General features: G+C 69.7%; 15 protein-coding genes and 1 pseudogene. 7 read left to right on the top strand and 9 right to left on the bottom strand.

Annotated elements, in window-relative coordinates; translation table 11 throughout:
• Positions 1 to 38: 38 nt before the first annotated feature.
• The gene (locus OG285_RS37400) at positions 39 to 1,040 is read right to left on the bottom strand and encodes an aldo/keto reductase (protein ID WP_331760329.1); all 1,002 of its coding nucleotides are present in this window, start codon (positions 1,038 to 1,040) and stop codon (positions 39 to 41) included.
• 571 nt (positions 1,041 to 1,611) lie between these two features.
• Entirely contained in the window at positions 1,612 to 2,391 is a 780-nt protein-coding gene (locus tag OG285_RS37395; protein WP_331760327.1) for an NAD(P)H-dependent oxidoreductase, read from the bottom strand.
• Positions 2,392 to 2,529: 138 nt separating this feature from the next.
• Between OG285_RS37395 and OG285_RS37390 the strand changes: the two genes are divergently transcribed.
• Entirely contained in the window at positions 2,530 to 3,378 is an 849-nt protein-coding gene (locus tag OG285_RS37390) for a helix-turn-helix transcriptional regulator (protein WP_331760326.1), read from the top strand.
• Positions 3,379 to 3,426: 48 nt separating this feature from the next.
• Here the strand turns inward: OG285_RS37390 and OG285_RS37385 are convergent, their stop codons facing one another.
• From OG285_RS37385 to OG285_RS37375, 3 genes are all read right to left on the bottom strand, one after another.
• On the bottom strand, positions 3,427 to 4,167 hold the full coding sequence (locus tag OG285_RS37385) for a class I SAM-dependent methyltransferase (RefSeq protein ID WP_331760325.1): 741 nt from the start codon (positions 4,165 to 4,167) through the stop codon (positions 3,427 to 3,429).
• A gap of 293 nt (positions 4,168 to 4,460) precedes the next feature.
• Positions 4,461 to 5,573 (bottom strand): M20 family metallopeptidase, encoded by a 1,113-nt coding sequence (locus tag OG285_RS37380; protein ID WP_331760323.1) that lies wholly within the window; start codon positions 5,571 to 5,573, stop codon positions 4,461 to 4,463.
• Between the two features lie 62 nt (positions 5,574 to 5,635).
• On the bottom strand, positions 5,636 to 6,643 hold the full coding sequence (locus tag OG285_RS37375; protein ID WP_331760322.1) for a LacI family DNA-binding transcriptional regulator: 1,008 nt from the start codon (positions 6,641 to 6,643) through the stop codon (positions 5,636 to 5,638).
• A 127-nt stretch (positions 6,644 to 6,770) separates the two neighbouring features.
• On the opposite strand from OG285_RS37375, the gene OG285_RS37370 reads away from it, so the two are divergent.
• The 5 genes and pseudogenes from OG285_RS37370 (at position 6,771) to OG285_RS37350 (ending at position 12,137) form a co-directional block, all read left to right on the top strand.
• On the top strand, positions 6,771 to 7,523 hold the full coding sequence (locus tag OG285_RS37370; protein WP_331760561.1) for a glutamine amidotransferase: 753 nt from the start codon (positions 6,771 to 6,773) through the stop codon (positions 7,521 to 7,523).
• Between the two features lie 149 nt (positions 7,524 to 7,672).
• Positions 7,673 to 8,689: a DMT family transporter gene (locus OG285_RS37365; protein ID WP_331760321.1), complete on the top strand. Its 1,017-nt coding sequence runs from the start codon at positions 7,673 to 7,675 to the stop codon at positions 8,687 to 8,689.
• Positions 8,686 to 9,747 (top strand): phosphotriesterase-related protein, encoded by a 1,062-nt coding sequence (locus OG285_RS37360; protein ID WP_331760320.1) that lies wholly within the window; start codon positions 8,686 to 8,688, stop codon positions 9,745 to 9,747. Before OG285_RS37365 ends, OG285_RS37360 begins: the two co-directional genes overlap by 4 nt.
• 129 nt (positions 9,748 to 9,876) lie before the next feature.
• Positions 9,877 to 10,578 (top strand): maleylpyruvate isomerase N-terminal domain-containing protein, encoded by a 702-nt coding sequence (locus tag OG285_RS37355; RefSeq protein ID WP_331760319.1) that lies wholly within the window; start codon positions 9,877 to 9,879, stop codon positions 10,576 to 10,578.
• 166 nt (positions 10,579 to 10,744) lie between these two features.
• Positions 10,745 to 12,137, top strand: a pseudogene (locus tag OG285_RS37350) (IS1380 family transposase).
• 165 nt (positions 12,138 to 12,302) lie between these two features.
• On the opposite strand, the gene OG285_RS37345 reads toward OG285_RS37350, so the two are convergent.
• From OG285_RS37345 to OG285_RS37330, 4 genes are all read right to left on the bottom strand, one after another.
• On the bottom strand, positions 12,303 to 12,917 hold the full coding sequence (locus OG285_RS37345) for an SMI1/KNR4 family protein (protein ID WP_356830704.1): 615 nt from the start codon (positions 12,915 to 12,917) through the stop codon (positions 12,303 to 12,305).
• 206 nt (positions 12,918 to 13,123) lie between these two features.
• Complete coding sequence (locus OG285_RS37340; protein WP_331760317.1) at positions 13,124 to 13,447, bottom strand: alpha/beta hydrolase; 324 nt, start codon at positions 13,445 to 13,447, stop codon at positions 13,124 to 13,126.
• Between the two features lie 34 nt (positions 13,448 to 13,481).
• On the bottom strand, positions 13,482 to 15,086 hold the full coding sequence (locus tag OG285_RS37335; protein ID WP_331760316.1) for an ABC-F family ATP-binding cassette domain-containing protein: 1,605 nt from the start codon (positions 15,084 to 15,086) through the stop codon (positions 13,482 to 13,484).
• Positions 15,087 to 15,178: 92 nt separating this feature from the next.
• Positions 15,179 to 16,144, bottom strand: a complete 966-nt coding sequence (locus OG285_RS37330; RefSeq protein WP_331760315.1) for a glycerophosphodiester phosphodiesterase family protein — start codon at positions 16,142 to 16,144, stop codon at positions 15,179 to 15,181.
• A gap of 312 nt (positions 16,145 to 16,456) precedes the next feature.
• Here OG285_RS37330 and OG285_RS37325 point away from each other — a divergent pair, with 312 nt between their 5' ends.
• A complete protein-coding gene (locus OG285_RS37325; RefSeq protein WP_331760314.1) occupies positions 16,457 to 17,749 on the top strand; it encodes an NAD(P)/FAD-dependent oxidoreductase in 1,293 nt (430 codons plus the stop codon).
• Positions 17,750 to 17,767: the final 18 nt, after the last annotated feature.

The following is a 17,767-nucleotide window of genomic DNA, read 5'->3' as shown; positions in this document are numbered from 1 at the left end:
CTCCGGGCTGCGTCACGTCGGGGCGGGCCGCGCCGGGGTCAGTGCCCCAGCCGGGACATTGCCTGGTCCGGATATCGACCGCCGGCCACCGAGCCGTCCGGCACGGCATTCCGGAGCAGGCCGATGTGCTCCGTACTCAGGGCCACATCGGCAGCCGCCGCGTTCTCCTCCAGATAGTGCCTCTTCTTCGTGCCGGGAATGGGGACGATGTCCTCGCCCTGCGCCAGCAGCCAGGCCAGGGCAGCCTGGGCGGGGGTACAGCCGATCCCGGCCGCGACCTGGTGCACCGCGTCGACGAGCGTCAGGTTGTGCCGGATGTTCTCCTCGGCGAACCGCGGCCAGCGCCTGCGATTGTCGTCGCTGCTCAACTCGCCGGATGAGGTGATGTTCCCGGTGAGCATGGCGCGGCCGAGCGGTGCGTACGCCACCACAGCGATGCCCAGCTCCCGGCAGGTGTCCAGCATGTCGCCCTCCACCACGTCCCGGGTGAAGAGCGAATACTCCAACTGGACCGCGCTGATGGGATGGACGGCGTGGGCCCTGCGCACGGTGTCTGCGCTCACCTCGCTCAGCGCCAGGTGCCGGATGTCGCCCGCTGCCACCAGCCCGGCCATGGCGGTGACCGTTTCCTCAATGGGGGTCGCGGGGTCGCGGCGGTGCACACAGTAGAGGTCTATGTACTCAACACCCAGGCGTCGCATCGAGGCGTGACAGGCGGTTCGTACGTATCCCGCCGATGTGTCCACGACGTTCACCCGGCCCGAATCCGCGTCGTGACGCAGCCCGAACTTCGTGGCCAGTACGACGCGTTCCCGGTCGGCCGCCCGGCGTCGCAGCCAGGCGCCCAGGAGTTCCTCGTTGGCGCCCCGCCCGTAGGCGTCCGCCGTGTCCAGAAATGTGACACCCAGATCCAGTGCCCGGTCCAGGGTGCGTGCGGACTCGGCGTCGTCCGGGGCCCCGTAGGTGATCGACATGCCCATGCAGCCGAGTCCCACGGATGACACAGATGGTCCGTGCGTGCCGAGCGTGCGGTATTTCACGAGGAACTCCTCCTGCGGGCGGTCTTTCGGGCGGTCTTTCGGGCGGACGGAAGACTGGAGAATGTTTTGGCCGCACCCAGCAGCCACTCCACCTCTGTGGCGTAGTCGCCACTCTTGCGCATAGACGGTCCCCGGGTGCGGGCACCTCGGGAACCCGATGCCCGGGGTCGGCGTGATCGAGCGCACGATGTGATGGCTGTCCGGCTACCGCCGGCTCCTCCGCGCCCCGGTCCTCCGGGGTCGACCACTGATCAGCTTGATGTGTCGCGTGTGCGGGCAGCGACGCAGTCGGTCGCCCGTCACGCCTTTCAACGGTCGTCCATCGGACGGCGTTGCCGGAGCTGGTGCCGGTGAGGTCTCCGATCGGACCGTTTCGTCGGCATCTGAAGGGCCACAGACGAACGGGACTTCTTCATGCTGCGCAGAATCACGACTGCGATTGCCGCTGGTGCGTTGCTCGCCGGGATCGGACTGGCGAGCAGCGGGACAGCGTCGGCTGCACCCGCCGGTGGTCCCTGGGTGGGCTGCTCCTCGGGTTCGCGCCTCGCCGCCTCCTGTCCATCGCCGGCGGTCAGCCGCGCACGTGCAGCCCGAAACCGGTGCGGCCCGCGAGCTCCAGTCCCTCCTTCAGATGCAGAGAGGGGATCTCGTAGTCACCGGAGTTCTGCCGCCGGAACGCGATCGGCTCGGTCGACTCCAGGGTGAGCAGACGCTCTTCCCAGGCCTTGGCGACGTCCGGGTAGTCCTCACTGGCCATCCGGTCGGTGCCGTACAGCACGAACGGCGGCAGCACCTCGATGCCCGGGTAGTGGAGGATGCCGTGCTGGATCGGGAACAGCAGGTCGTCGATGGGTCCGTTGACCCCGCGAGCGGCGTAATGCGGCTCAAGGCCACCGATGGTCACCGACAGCATGGCCTTCCTTCCCGCGAGTGTTCCTTCGCCGTAGCGCTCGCCGTACGTGGTGTCGCTGTGCTCGCCGACGCCGTACGCGAAGCGATGGGTGAACACCCGGTCCACCCAGCCCTTCAGGATCGCGGGCATCGTGTACCACCACAGCGGGAACTGGAAGATGACCGAGTCCGCCCACAGCAGCTTCTCCTGCTCGGCAAGGACGTCCGGAGTGAGCGTCCCGGCGTTGAAGGCCCGCCCCGAGTCCCGGACGACCTTCAGCGGACGTGAGGCGTCCGGGCCGTAGTCCGCGCCGTCCACGACGGCCTTCCAGCTCATCGCGTACAGATCGCTCACTCGCACCTCGTGCCCGGCGTTCTCCAATGTGGACACCGCGAGGTCCTTCAGCGAGCCGTTGAGTGACTTCGGCTCCGGGTGGGCGTAGACGATCAGCGTCTTCATGAGAACTCCTTCGGATCGGATGACTTCGATCCTGGGCCTGGCGGCGCCCGGTGTTCAGGGGCGCCGCTACCGCCGGACGGGACTTCCTGGTACTGGCAGAGCCACCCTCACGGGCAACACCGTCGCCATACTGGGGACATGGACGATCTCGCGGGCTTCCTACGGACCCGGCGTTCCCGAGTCGACCCGGCAGCCGTCGGCATTCCCGCCGGCACCCGCCGCCGGGTCGATGGGCTGCGCCGCGAAGAGGTCGCGCACCTGTCCGGAGTCAGCGTCGACTACTACGTGCGCCTGGAGCAGGGCCGCGCGACCCAGCCCTCCGAGCAGGTCCTCGACGCGCTCGCCCGCGTTCTCGGCCTGGACGAGATCGAACGCGGGCACCTCCACCGGCTCGCGCGGCAGCGCCGCCGCCGCGCGAAGGCGCCGGGCGGCCGGGTCAGGCCGGAGCTGCTCCGCGTCCTCGAACTGGTCGCCGACGCACCCGCGCTCATCATGGACCACCGCCTGGACGTGATCGCCGGGAACCGCCTCGCCGGGCTCCTCTACGGCCGGCCGGTGCCGGGCCTGAACACCGCCCGCCACATCTTCCTCGAGGAGGCCGAGCGCGGCCTTTACGTGGACTGGGAGAAGTGCACCCTCGACGCCGTCGGGCATCTGCGCCTGGCCGCCGGCAAGTACCCCGAGGACCCCCGCCTGACCTCGCTCATCGGCGAGTTGGCGATGGGCAGCGAGCGCTTCCGTCGTCTCTGGGCCCGCGCGGACGTCCGCGCCCGCACACATGGGCGCAAGGCATACCGGCACCCGCTGGTCGGACTGCTGGAACTGCACCAGGAGAACTTCGCCCTGCCGGACGGATCGGGCATGGAGCTCCTGGTGCTGTCCGCGGCATCAGGCAGTCCCGCCGAGGACGGGCTGCGCCTGCTCGCGGGCCTCGACGCGGACAGCGGTGACGCGCATCCCAGGGTGAACGCTCAGGTTCGCGAGTAACCCGACTTCCCGTACCGGCGCTTCGGGCGGGGTGCCCGGTGTCCGACCTCAGGTCGGCTTGCGCCACACGGAGATGTGCTGTGCGGAATCCTGGGTGAACGGCGCCCCGTTCCAGTCCGCGACGCGACGTTCCAGTTCCAGCCCGGCGATCCGTGCCATCAGGTCGAGCTCTGCCGGCCAGGCGTACCGATGCCGGGAGTTGCCGCGGCGGTAGCGGCCGTCGTCGCCCTCGCGGGTGAAGTGGTGCGAGACGAGAATCTGCTCGACCAGGTCGAAGGTGTCGAAGCCGAGATGCTGTTCGGAGACGTCGAACGGCACCGCGACCTGACCGGGAGGCAGGAGTCGCAACGGCGGCACGCCCAGCTCGATGACGAATCGGCCGCCGGGCGCCAGATGACGTGCGGCGTTGCGGAAGCATTCGACCTGCTCGTCCTGCGTGAGCAGGTTCGTGATGGTGTTGTAGACGAGATAGACCAGGGTGAACTCGCCAGGGACGACGGTGGTGGCCATGTCCCCGATGGCTACCGGGAGGGTGTCCTCGTCGGTCTTGCGGCGCAGGGCCGCTGCCATGTGCTCGGACAGTTCGATCCCCACCACCTGCACACCGCGTTCCCGGAGCGGGACGCCCACGCGGCCGGTTCCGATGGCGAATTCAAGAGCCCGGCCGTCTCCGGCGAGCTCGGCGAGGAAGGCGAGAGTCGGTCCGAGAACGGCGGCCGAGGACCTCTCCGTCTCTCCGGCGTCGTAGCGGTCGGCGGTCGCACGGGTCCACAGCTCACTGCTCGTCACGGGCAGCCACTGTGCCGGGTGCCGAGGGACACTGTCGACGCAATTACCTTCCGCTGCCTTCCACCGGCTCCGATCACACGGGGCGGGGCGGGCCGGTACAGACCTTCCGGGGCCGTCCGGGCAGGCTTGGCCCGCATCCCGGTGGCGCTGCCGGCCGCCAGCCTGGTGAGTTCCCTCTTGTTCTTCCCGTTGTTCTTCCCGGTGGTTCTGATCGCAGCCGTCCTTGAGATGGGTGCGGTCCAGAAGAAGGCCCGCCGCGCGTCGGAGTAGACATGCGGGGCGCGGACCCCCCCTCAGCGAGAACGTGACGCGGCGTCCGTCCCGTCGCTCCAGGACGCGAGCAGCCGGTGGACGGCCTCGGCCGCCTCGGGGATCGCCGCCACGGGGCAGGTCTCGTCCGAGACGTGCGCCTGGTCGGGGTCGCCCGGACCGTAGATGACGACTGCCCGGGCGTCCAGCTTCCCGGCCAGCACCGATGCGTCGGTGAAGTAGGTCGCGTACTGCGGTGGTCCGTCGGTTTCCGCAGGACGCAGGGCATCGGTGAGGTCGTGGACAAGGGCGGATTCCGGATCGGTGGCCACGCCGTTCAGGTCGAGCACACGCTCGATCCTGGTGCCCGGCCCGGCGAGCCGCTCGATCGCCCGGAGCGCGTCGTCGGAGCTGAACTCCGGGACGGTGCGGATGTCGACCATCAGCTCGGCATGGTCGGGGACGAGGTTGGGCTGTACGCCGGCGTGGAAGGTGCCCACGTTGACGGTGGCCGCGCCGTGTGTCGCGCTGCGCGGCCAGTCCTGGTGGCCGTGGATCCGCACCGCCGCCGCGGCGAGCCTGGCGAGTGCGTTGTCGCCGAGTTCGGGCCGGGACCCGTGTGCGCTGCGGCCTTCGGCGGTGAGCCGCAGCCACAGAACGCCCTTGTGCCCGAGAACGATCTTGTTCGCAGTGGGTTCGGCGACCAGCAGGACAGGGCTCGGTGTCAGACCGTCCAGCCGCGCCGCTCCCTCGCAGCCGGTCTCCTCGCCGAAGGTGAGAACGAGCTGTACGTCGGTGTCGGTGGGGTGGGTCGAGGCCCGGTGGGCGGCGGCCGCCACCATGCAGGCCACGCCGGCCTTCATGTCGCTGCTGCCCCGACCGCGGAGCCGGCCGTCCCGGATGTCGCCACTCAGCGGGTCGAACGACCAGCTGGACGCGTCGGCGGGAACGGTGTCCAGATGCCCGGTCAGGGTGACCGGGGTGCGGCTGCCGAAGCGGGCGACGAGATTGACCCGTCCGGGCTCCGGCTCTTCGGTCCGCACGCTGAAGCCTGCGTCCGCGAGGATCGGAGCGAGAAGTGCGGCGGCGGACCTCTCGTTCCCGGCCCTGGTGTCCAGTCTGACGAGCCGCTGGGTCAGCGAAACGGGGTCGAGCACGCGAGGGTCTCCTGTCAGTGCGGTGTCAGTGCGGTGCGGTGCCGTGTCGGTGCGGTGTTGTGTCAGTGCTTCGGGGGAACCGCGGAGCCGCGGATCACGAGGTGCAAGGGGAAGGACTTCGCCACGCGGGCGCCGTCCGGGGCTTCGATCCGGTTCTGGACGACTTCCAGCGCCGTACGCGCGAGGTCGGCGACCGGCTGCTGCAGCGTGGTGAGTTTGGGGCGCAGCCACTCGCCGACCCGGATGCCGTCGCAGCCGATGACCGAGAGGTCTTCCGGGATGCGCAGCCCGTGCAGTTCCGCCGCGCCGAGGATGCCGACCGCGACGATGTCACTGCCCACGAAGGCCGCCGTCGGCGGTTGCGCGGCGCGCGCCAGGTAGGGGAACGTGCTGGCGCCGAACTGCTCGGTGTACGGGCCGTGCAGGACGAGGTCCTCGTCGACGTCCAGTCCCGCGTGATCCATGGCGTCCCGGTAGCCGCGCAGCCGGTCGCGGGTGGTGGACAGCTCCTGCGGTCCGGCGATGTGCATGATGCGCCGGTGCCCCAGCTGCACGAGGTAGGACGTCGCCTGGTAGGCGCCGCTGTAGTTGTCGACGGCGATGGTGTCGAGCTCGGACGGGCTCGCGACCTCCTCGTCCAGGAGAACCACGGGCAGTCCGTCGGCGATCGCCCGGGTCAGCCGGGGGTTCCGGCGGTGCATCCCGACGTAGATCAGCCCGTCGACGGCCTCGGTCGAGGCGGCGAAGTCACTGAAGAGCGACTCGCGCCGGGCCTGCTGACCGGTGATCCCCACGACGAGGGCCACTCCGCTGACGGCAGCCGCGGCGGCCACCTCTTCGGCCAGTTCCGCGAAGAAGGGGTTGATCAGGTCCGGCACGACCAGGGCGATCAGCGGCCGGTCCGCGCGCGGGCCGGACGGGACCGCGAGCGGTACCTCGTAGTTCAGCTCGCGTACGGCGGCGTCGATCCGAGCCGCTGTGTCCGGCTGGACCTTCAGCTGCCCGCGCAAGTACCGCGACACCGTCGAGGCCGACACCTGCGCATGTTGCGCAACGCTGGTCAACGTCATCCGAACCTCCCTCACCTTTCCCGCAGTCTAGTGCGTTCCCGGGAGGACATTGACGGCGTATCGACTCGCTTCTATCGTTGCGCAAAACCAGCGCAACGTTGCGCACGATCATTTTGAGGAGGTACGTGTGAGCCGCGTACTCATCGCAGGCGAGTCCTGGATCAACGCATCCACCGACTTCAAGGGCTACGACGCCTTCCCCCACGCCCAGCTGGAGGTGGGTGTCACCCCGCTGCTCCAGGCCCTGCGGCGGGCGGGCCACGAGGTCACGCATCTGCTCTCGCACGATGTGGCGGCCCACTTCCCGGAGACCCTGGAGAAGCTCAACGCCTATGACGTGGTGATCCTGTCGGACATCGGCGCGAACTCGCTGCTGCTCCACCCGCAGGTGTTCGCGCAGGGACGTCCGTTCCCCAACCGGCTCAAGCTTCTCGCGCAGTGGGTCCGGCAGGGCGGTGGCCTCGCCATGGCCGGTGGATACCTCAGCTTCCAGGGCTTCCAGGCCAAGGCCAACTACCACGCGACCCCGATCGAGGACGTCCTGCCGGTGCAGATCCTCCCGTACGACGACCGCGTGGAGTGCCCCGAAGGCGTCCGCGGTGAGCTCACCGGGGAGACGCACGAGGTCACCACCGGGCTGGCGCCCCAGTGGCCGATCCTTCTCGGCTACCAGCGGCTCGTCGCGAAGCCGGACGCGAGCGTGCTCGCCACGGTCGAATCGCGCCCCCTGCTCGCCGTCCGCGAAGAGGGTGCCGGGCGCACGCTCGCCTTCGCATCGGACATCTCACCGCACTGGGCACCCACCGAGTTCATCGAGTGGGAGGGCTACCAGCAGCTCTTCCACCAGGCCGTCACCTGGCTCGCCGGCCCCGCGGACTGACCTGACCGACGCGCCGGGCCCGCCGGGCAACCGCCCGCCGGGCCGACAGGGCCGCGACAGCGACCACAGCCCGTCATGACACCGCCCACACGCCCAGAGATTGCATCGGTTCCGTCGGACATACTGGCTCAAAGGAGAGCGATTACACGATGACAAGCCTCAACACCGCAGGCCCCGAACCTGGAACCGTGTCCGCGGCGCCGCCCGCGCGGACCGCCCGCCGCACCACCACGGCAGTGCTGGTCCTGGCCACCGTACTGGCCGGGCTGCTCAGCCCCCTGCAGTCCACCGTCAACGGCGCCCTGGGCAAGAACATCAACGACGGGAACGCCGCAGCCGTCATCTCCTTCGGCAGCGGCCTGATCCTGATGGCCGTCATCGTCTTCGCCCGGCCGGCCACCCGCCGGCAGGCACTGAACGTTCCCCGCTTGCTCCGCGACGGCACCATTCCCTGGTGGAACTGCGTCGCGGGCCTGTGCGGCGCCGCCGTCGTGCTCTCCGAAGGCATCACCGTGGGCACCCTCGGCGTCGCCGTCTTCCAGATCGCGCTGATCTCCGGGCTCGTCATCTCGGGCGTGGTCTGCGACCGGGTCGGGGCAACGTCCACGATCAAGCAGCCCGTCACACTTCCCCGTGGGCTGGGCGCCCTCCTGGCCATCGTGGCGACGGCCATCGCGATCTCGCCGAACTTCCAGGTCCCCGGGACGATCGCGCTGGCGATCCTGCCGTTCGCCGCCGGGCTGCTCGCCGGCTGGCAGCCCGCGGGCAACTCCGCCGTCGCCCAGGGCAGCGGATCCATGCTGGTCTCGATCGGCCTCAACTTCCTCGTCGGATTCGTGGTCCTGGGGATCGGACTGCTGGTGCGCGCGTCCACCGGATCGGTGAGTTTCACGCTCCCCGGCACCTGGTGGATGTACACAGGGGGTCTGCTCGGTCTGCTCTCCATCGCCTTCATGGCACTGCTCGTGCGCGGCCTCGGCCTGCTCCTCCTCGGGCTCGCCTCGATCGCCGGTCAGCTGGTCGGCTCGCTCCTCCTCGATGTGATCAGCCCGTCCGTCGGACAGCCCCTCCATGTCGTGACCGTCATCGGCACGGTCGTCGCTCTGGTGGCAGCGGGCATCGGCATGATTCCGTCCCGCTCCGTCCCATCAGTGGAGGCATCATGACCGGCACCGGCGGGCTCCCGTACGTGCAGACCGTGACGGGGGCCGTGCCCGCGGCCGGACTCGGTCTCGTACTGCCCCACGAGCACCTGTTCAACAACCTCTCGCGGGTTCTCGACGAACCGAGCTACGCGTTCTCGGCGGCGCTGAAGGACGAGCAGGTCAGCGCCTCCTCCGCCTGGGCGCTGCGGCACGACCCCTACTGCTGCTTCGACAACGTCGCCGCCAAGCCGGTCGAGGACGTGCACCGTGAAGTGGCCGCCTTCCAGGCCGTCGGTGGGGGCACGATCGTCGACGTCACCTCAAGTCCCGCCATCGGACGCGACCCGCAGCGCCTCCTCGACCTCGCGCGGCGCAGTGGCCTCAACGTCGTCATGGGCTGCGGCGCCTACCTGGAGAAGTTCGAGGACACGCGGATCACGGCCGGCGCGGTCGACGAGCAGGCGGCCGCGATCACGGACGAGCTCGCCAACGGCGTGGGGGACACCGGCATCCGGCCCGGCATCATCGGTGAGATCGGGGTGTCCCCCCAGTTCACCGCGGCCGAGCGGGGATCGCTTCGCGCGGCTGCTCTGGCCCAGCTCGGCCACCCCTCCGTCCCGTTGATGATCCACCTGCCCGGCTGGCAACGGCGGGCACACGAGGTGCTCGACATCGTGCTCGACGAGATCGGCGTCGAACCGGAGAAGGTCGTCCTGGCGCACATGGATCCCTCCGGCGCCGACGTCGACTACCAGCGCTCGGTGGCCGATCGCGGTGTATGGCTCGAATTCGACATGATCGGCATGGACGTCACGTTCCCCAAGGAGGGCGGGTCACCCGCGTCCACCGCCACCGCGGACGCCGTCGCCGGCCACATCGACCACGGCCTCGCCCCGCAGCTTCTGCTCAGCCACGACCTCTTCCTCAAGCAGATGTGGACCCAGCACGGCGGCAACGGGCTCATCCATGTGCCCACCGTCTTCGCCGAAATGCTCGTCGCACGGGGAACGGGCCGCGATCTGATCGACACCCTCACCCGGCAGAACCCCGCCCGTATGCTCGCCGGCCCCTTCGCCTGACCGGCGTCGCCGGGCCCAGGCGGTGGTGCGCCCGGACGCCCGCACCCTTGGACGGATCACTCCGCCGGGCTGCTGGGCCGGTGAGCAAAAGGAGGGCGTGGTTCCTGCCGGTCGCGGTACCGTCCTGCCATGTCCCGCTCACCCGATACTGACCTCCCCCGGGTCCCCGCTCCCGCGGACGACCTCGACCATGCCGTGCAGCTCGCTGTGTCAGTCCTCCGCGAGGCACCCCCAGCCGCGTGGGAAGGCAAGGCCGGTTCGCTGGAATGGGACTGCTGGGAGACGGTCGAGCACCTCAGCGATGACCTCTTCGCCTACGCTGCGCAACTCGGCCCCAAAGCCCCGCCCTTGGACGGCGATGTGCCCTTCGTATGGGAGAGCCGGCGGCCCGGCGGCCCGGCGAACGCCATTCACGCAGACCGGAAGGCGGGGCCCGCCGGGCTGTTGCAGGTCCTGGAAGCCAGTGGTGCGCTGCTCGTCGCCATGGTGCGCACGACGCCTCCGCAGACCCGCGCCCACCACGTCTTCGGGGTCTCGGACCCGGACGGCTTCGCCGCGATGGGCATCGTGGAAACCCTGGTGCACGCGCACGACGTGACGCAAGGGCTCGGACTCCCATGGAGCCCGCCCGCTGATCTGTGCTCGCGCGTTCTCGCCCGGCTCTTTCCGGACGCACCCTCGTCCACGGATCCCTGGCCGACCCTGCTGTGGGCCACCGGACGTGCCGAACTGCCCGGGCGCCCTCGTCCGACCGCATGGCGGTGGGACGGCACACCTCGCGCCCGGGCCGCAGGTGTGTCCGCCTCACCTCCACCGGTGCCGCCCTCGTGACCTCCAGGTCCTGTCCGGCCGGTCTTCGAGCGGACAGCCCTTAGCCTTGATCCGCCGATTCGATGCCTGTGGATAATTCTTCTTGGAACGAGGAAGTGCCTTGTGACCTGCGATGATGGGAGTTCTTCAGGCTTCCAGCACGCACAGTCAGCAAGGCACTTCCGAGATGCAGGTTTCCCACACGTCGGCTGCGGTCTCCGCTGCGTTCGATGACCCGAATCTGATTGCGCATGCCGGGCTGGTCCCGATGCTGCGGCTGGCCGAGCGGTGCGGGCTGTCCCGGCTGGTGGCCGAGAAGGTGAAGCTGGCCGGGGCGAAAAACGGGGCGGGGGCTGCGGCGGACGCCAAGGCCACCAGCATCGTGGGCGGCATGGCCGCGGGCGCGGACAGCATCGACGACCTGGCGATGTTGCGCCACGGGGCGATGCCCGCGGTGTTCGGTGGTATTCGCGCCCCGACTACGCTCGGCACGTTCCTGCGTGCGTTCACCCACGGTCATGCTCTTCAACTCCACGCTGTGCACCGCGGGTTCCTCGGCGAGCTGGCCGCGCACACCCCCCTGCTGCCCGGCTCGGACACGATGGCGTTTCCTCGACGTCGACTCCACCCACAAACGCGTCTACGGCCGGACCGAACAGGGAGCCGAGTACGGCCGGTTCAAGGGCATCCGCACCCCGCACCCCCTCCTCGCCACGATCTGCACCCCCCAGTCGAGACCGGTGATCGCGGCGGTGCGGATGCGACGCGGCAAAGCGGCAGATTCCCGGGGCGCCCCGAAGTTCGTGAGCGAGGCCCTGGCCACCGCCGTCGAGGCCGGCTGCACCGGGACCCGTATCCTGCGGGCCGATTCGCAGTTCTACAACGCCGGGGTCATCGCCGCCTGCCGCCGGGCCGGCACCCACTTCTCGATCACCGCCGGCGTGAACCCCTCCATCAAGCGGGCCATCCACAGCGTTCCCGACGATGCCTGGCAGCAGATCACCTACCCGACCGGGGTGCCCGACCCCGAGACCGGCGAACTCATCTCGGACGCCGAAGTCGCCGAACTACCCGAATACACCGCGTTCGCCAGCCGGAAGAAAGCAGACCGGGTCACCGCCCGGCTGATCGTTCGCCGGGTCTGTGACCTGGCCAAACCACCGGTCGCGGGCGGGCAGGGCGAACTGTTTCCCGTCTGGCGCTACCACCCCTTCCTCACCGACCAGCCGGCCCCGAGGCTCCAGGCAGAGCGGGAACACCGCCACCACGCCGTGATCGAGCAGGTCATCGCGGACAGCAAGGCCGGTGCCTTCGCCCATCTGCCGTCCGGACACTTCCACGCCAACGCGGCCTGGCTCACTCTGTGGGCGATGACCTACAACCTGCTGCGGGCCACCGGTTCCCTGACCTCCGCGTTCCACGCCAAGGCCACCACCGCCACCCTCCGCACCCACCTGATCCACGTCCCTGCCCGCATCGCCCGCTCCGCACGACGCATCACCCTGCACCTACCGCACAACTGGCCCTGGCAGCACGCCTGGACACACCTCTTCCACACCGCCCACGGCCCGGCCGGCTGACACCAACCGCCCCTGACCACCCCGCCCGCCAGGACCCAACCGGAACCGAACCTGTGGAAAGCTGGGCAGACCAGCAGATACCACCTGCTCGCACCCAGCCACCAGCTCAAAGTGGACGCAAAAACGATCAGGGACCACTCTCGAACCACTTCGGTGGATCAAGGCTTAGGCCAAGTCCTCGTACTCGGATTGCAACAGCGCTGAGAAGCTGGGGTACTCGGTCACGGAGCCGTACTTGGGCGCGAAATCGAAGGCGGCCCACTCGCCGTCCGGCCCGACGTCGGTCGGATCGAGCAGCCAGAAGTCTTCTCCCCGGGCGATCTCAAGGGATCGGCGAAACAGCTGCACAATGTCCTCGTTGTCGGCTATCGAGTCGTAGACCTCGATCACGCTGCTGCCGGCATCGCCATCCCGCATCCATGAGACGCGGCCGCACGGATGAATACCGTCCACCCAGGCATCCAGGGGCGTCCACCCGTCGCTCGCCAGAAAGAACCCCCTCAGGCTCGGCGGGAACCGCACCCCGAGCCGCTCCTCGGCTGCCACCAGAGCCTCTTCCCGAGCCGGTGCTTCACCCAACCACACATCGACCCGGCCCTCCCGCTCCAGCAGGTCCAGCTGATCTTCATCCAGCAGATCGGCCAACTCGTCTTCGTCATCACAGTTCTTCAAGTACAGCTCGGCGTACTGCTCCAGAAAGCCACGCCACTCCTGCGGTGTGGTCATCACAGCGTCGAATACACCCTCGTCGGAACCAGCTGTTTCACTCATACCGCCCATGCTGCCAGCCGGCTATGACAACGCCGACCGGGGTCGACCGTACGGCGTGCGAGGAGCGGTTCCTACCCCTGATGTGGACGTGACATCTGACGGCAGGGCCTGGCGCCCCAGGCAGGAGGAGCTGTCCTGCCCGGACACGTGAGGTGCCCCCGCCCGGCGGGGCAGGGGCACACGGTCAGGCGCCGTACATGGCGTCGGTACGTGGATCAGAGGTGCTTGCCGAAGAAGTCGGCCAGCTTGGCGACGGCCGGGGTGACGGCTTCGTCCCTGTCGTAGAGGTCGACGTGCGTCGCGCCGTCGATGACGAACAGCTCGGCGCTGTCACCGGCCTTCTCGACCGCGGTCCGGCTGAAGGGCAGGGTGGCCGCTTCGGACCCGGCGATCATCAGCAGGGGACGCGGAGCGATCTTGTGCACGTCCTCGTAGGCGTCGAACTGGTCCAACTGGTCGACGCTGCGCAGTGCGTACGCTCCGATCGAACGCGGGTGCCGGCCGCGCGGGGTCCTGTAGTAGTCGAAGAACTCCCGCATCGGAGCAGGGGTGGAGTCGTCGACGGAGTCGGGCTTAGGCGAGGGCGACCAGGTCCCGGTACTCCTCGCTCCACAGATCCTCCTCCGCGTCCGGGAGGAGCAGGACGCGGTCCGGGTGCAGGGCGTCGAGGGCGCCCTGGTCGTGGGTGACCATCACGATCGCACCCGGATAGGTGTCCACCGCGGCCAGGACTTCGTGGCGGGAGGCGGGGTCGAGATTGTTGGTGGGCTCGTCCAGCAGGAGCACGTTCGCGCCGCTGTGGACCAGTCCGGCCAGCGCGAGGCGCGTCTTCTCCCCGCCGGAGAGCACCCCGGCCCGCTTGTCGGCGTCGTCCCCGGTGAACAGGAACGCCCCGAGTACCCGGCGTACCTCGCCGTCGGTGAGGTGAGGTGCGGCGGCGGCCAGGTTCTCCCGGACGGTACGAGTGGCATCGAGGGTCTCGTGCTCCTGGGCGAAGTAACCCAGCCGCAGGCCGTGCCCGTGCACCACCCGACCGCTGTCGGGCCTTCCCTGCCCGGCCAGCAGACGCAGCAGAGTGGTCTTGCCGGCGCCGTTGAGGCCGAGGAACACCAGCCGGCTGCCCCGGTCGACGGCCAGGTCCACGCCGGTCAGCACCCGGTGGTCGCCGTAGGACTTGGTCAGGCTGACGGCCCCGAGGGGTGTCCGTCCGCAGGGTGCGGGTTCCGGGAGCCGGATCCTTGCGACCTTGTCCACGCGCCGCGCGGGCTCCAGTTCCGAGAGCATGCGCTCGGCGCGGCGGGCCATGTTCTTCGCGACGACGGCCGTGGCCACCCGGGCCCGCATCCTGTCCGCCTGGGCGTGCAGGCTGGCCGCCTTGCGCTCGGCGTTCGCGCGCTCGCGGGTCCGGCGCCGCTCGTCGGTCTCCCGCTGGGTGAGGTAGGCGTGCCAGCCGGTGTTGTGCACGTCGATCGTCGTGCGCCGCGCGTCGAGGTGGAGGACCCGGTTGACGGTGTCGGCCAGCAGCGCGGTGTCATGGCTGATGAGCACCAGGCCGCCCTGGTGGCCGGAGAGGAAGGTGCGCAGCCAGGCGACGGAGTCTGCGTCGAGGTGGTTGGTCGGCTCGTCCAGCAGAAGTGTGCCGTCGTGGCCGGCGAAGAGGATCCGGGCCAGCTCGACGCGGCGCCGCTGCCCGCCGGAGAGGTCGCCGACCGGCCGGCCCATGACCCGTACGGGCAGGCCGAGTCCTGCGGCCACGCGGGCCGCCTCGGCCTCGGCCGCGTACCCGCCGCGGGTCTGGAACTCCGCCTCGGCGCGGACGTAGGAGCCCATGGCCCGTTCCTGCGCGGCCGTGTCCGTCGCGCGGGCCATCGCCGCCTCGGCCCTGCGCAGGGCCGAGGCGGCCAGATCAAGGCCCCGGGCGGACAGGATCCGGTCGGTGACGGTGGTCCCGGGGTCGGCCGTGCGGGAGTCCTGCGACAGGTACCCGACCGGCGAGGAGTGGGTGACGGTTCCCGCGGCAGGTTTCGCCCGGCCGGCCAGGACGTTCATGAGGGTGGTCTTACCCGCGCCGTTACGCCCTACCAGGCCGATGCGGTCGCCGGGGGCGACGGTGAAGGAGATGTCGGACAGCAGCAGACGGGCGCCTGCGCGCACGTCGACACCACGAATGGTGATCATGAGGTAACGCTCCGAGAAAGCAGAAGGACACACGGGTGACGTGGAAGCGGGTCCTTGAGCTAAGAAACTCGGGGCGTGGACATCACCCCAGACTAACCGAACGCCTGGAGCGGGCCCACCGCGTGCCGCACCACGTCCGGCGCGTTCGTGATGATCCCGTCCACGCCCATCTCCTTGACCTTCCTCGCCGTCGCCGCGTCGTCCACGATCCAGGTGTCCACCTCCATCGGTTTGCCGTGCGCTCCGAGCAGCCTGTGCACCGCTGCCACCCAGCCGGCCGAGATCGTGGTGTGCTGCGGGTTGATCTGGTCGGTGAAGGCGGCGTACCGGGGCAGGTCGGCCACGTTCGGGGTGCCGAGGAAGGCCGTCCGCAGATCGGGCCGCAGCGCGTGCACGGTACGGATCGAGTCGGCGCTGAAGCTCTGCACCACCAGACGGCGCGTCACGTGCGGCTCGTCCAGCCAGCCCAGCTCGTCCAGCAGGTCCAGGATCTGCCGCTCGATCCCCGGGGACGCCTCGGGCTCCTTGAGCTCCAGCAGCAGCCGCTGCCGGTTGCGCCCGACTCGTTCCATGTACTCCCGCAGGGTCGGCACCCGGGCTCCCGCGAACCGCTTGTCGAACCAACTGCCCGCGTCCAGCCGCGCGATCTCCGCCGCCGTGAAGTCCTTGACCCGCCAGGGCCCGCGGTCCGGGAAGACCCGCTTGACGTCGGTGGTCCGGGTGAGCGTGTCGTCGTGGATCACCACCAGGACGCCGTCCCTGGTGCGCTGGACGTCGTTCTCCACCCAGTCGAAGCCCAGGGCCATCGCGCGGTCGATCGACTCCAGGGTGTTCTCGGGTGCGTACGCCGAGGCCCCCCGGTGGGCGTAGACGACCGGCCCTCCGAGGCTCCGGGCGGACCCGCCCGAGGGTGACGCGAGTGTGGGGGAGGGGGAGAGCGGCTGAACGGCGGTGGCCGGGGCGGCGCCCAGTGCGGTGAGGGCGAGGCACAGGAAGGCGGCGGTCGCCGCGGCACCGGAAGGGCGTGCGCGGTCAGGTCGCCCGGGTCGGACGTGCATGTGCGTTCTCCTCGGGTTGTGGGCCCTGCTGCTGCGTCAAACGGGAGCTGAGCGGCAGACGTTGCGCCTGTGGCTGCGGAGATCGCCCGGCCGGCCGAGCTGGACAGGGAGAAGTCCGCCACGGCGGCGGCCGCGCTACCGAGGGCGTCCAGAACGGTGACGGCGCGAGGTTGGCATCCATAAAACAGATGACTCACAACTGAAACATCTGTTGGACAGAACTCCGGGCGCGAGCCGAGGATTCCTCACGCGGTAGCGCGTAGCACGGTCGACGCGACATCGGGACGGACTACCGCATGAGTGGAGGTTGAAGTGCCGAGTGAACAGACTGAAGTAGTCGTCGTCGGGGCGGGCCAGGCGGGTGTGGCGATGAGCGAGCACCTCGGAGCCCACGGTGTCCCGCACGTCGTTCTGGAGCGGCACCGTATAGCCGAGCGCTGGCGCTCGGAGCGGTGGGATTCTCTGGTCGCGAACGGGCCCGCGTGGCACGACCGGTTCCCGGGTCTGGAGTTCCCCGGCGTCGACCCTGATGCCTTCGCCTCGAAGGAGCAGGTCGCGGACTACTTCGCCGCGTATGCCGAGAAGATCGGTGCCCCGGTCCGGTGCGGTGTCGAGGTGACCTCGGTGCGGAAGCACGCGGGCCGGCCCGGCTTCCGGGTCGAGACGTCGGAAGGTTCCATCGACGCGCGCTTCGTCGTGGCGGCGACCGGACCGTTCCAGCGGCCCGTGACCCCGCCCATCGTCCCGGACGACGCCATCCCCGTGCAGATCCACTCCAGCGGGTACCGCAACCCGGGGCAACTGCCCGATGGTGCCGTCCTCGTGGTCGGGGCCGGCTCCTCCGGGGTCCAGATCGCCGACGAGCTGCGCCGGTCCGGCCGCCGGGTCTTCCTCTCCGTCGGTCCGCACGACCGCCCGCCCCGCGAGTACCGCGGACGTGACTTCTGCTGGTGGCTCGGTGTGCTCGGGCGCTGGGACGCGGAGACGCCCCCGCAGGGGGCCGAACACGTCACCATCGCGGTCAGCGGCGCCCGCGGCGGCCACACCGTGGACTTCCGTGCCCTGGCCGCCGACGGCATCGAGCTCGTCGGCATGACCGGCTCCTACGACAACGGCGTACTGCGCTTCGCGCCGGATCTCGCCACGAACATCGCGCAGGGCGACGCCAAGTACCTCGAACTCCTTCAGGCGGCCGACGCGTACGTCGCACACAACGGGCTGGACCTTCCCGGTGAGCCGGAGGCGCACGTCCTCGGCCCGGACCCGGAATGCGTGGCCGACCCGCGCCTGGAGCTCGACCTGGCCGGCGCCGGCGTCACCTCCATCGTCTGGGCGACGGGCTTCGCCGCCGACTACAGCTGGCTGGAGGCCGACGCGTTCGACGAGAACGGCCGGCCGAAGCAGCGACGAGGCGTGTCGCCCGAACCCGGTGTCTACTTCCTGGGCCTGCCCTGGCTGTCCCGCCGCGGATCGAGCTTCATCTGGGGCGTGTGGCACGACGCCAGGTACATCGCCGACCACATCACAACCCAGCGGGGCTACCTCGCGTACGGCACCGACGACCGGCCCGGCGCCGTGCCGGAAACGACGACGCAGAAGAACTGACGCAGAAGAACTGACGCG

Origin of the sequence: Streptomyces sp. NBC_01471, assembly GCF_041438865.1 — a bacterium.
Lineage (GTDB): Bacteria > Actinomycetota > Actinomycetes > Streptomycetales > Streptomycetaceae > Streptomyces.
Note: the sequence above shows the minus strand (reverse complement) of the source record. Positions and strands in the feature narration are given on the sequence as shown.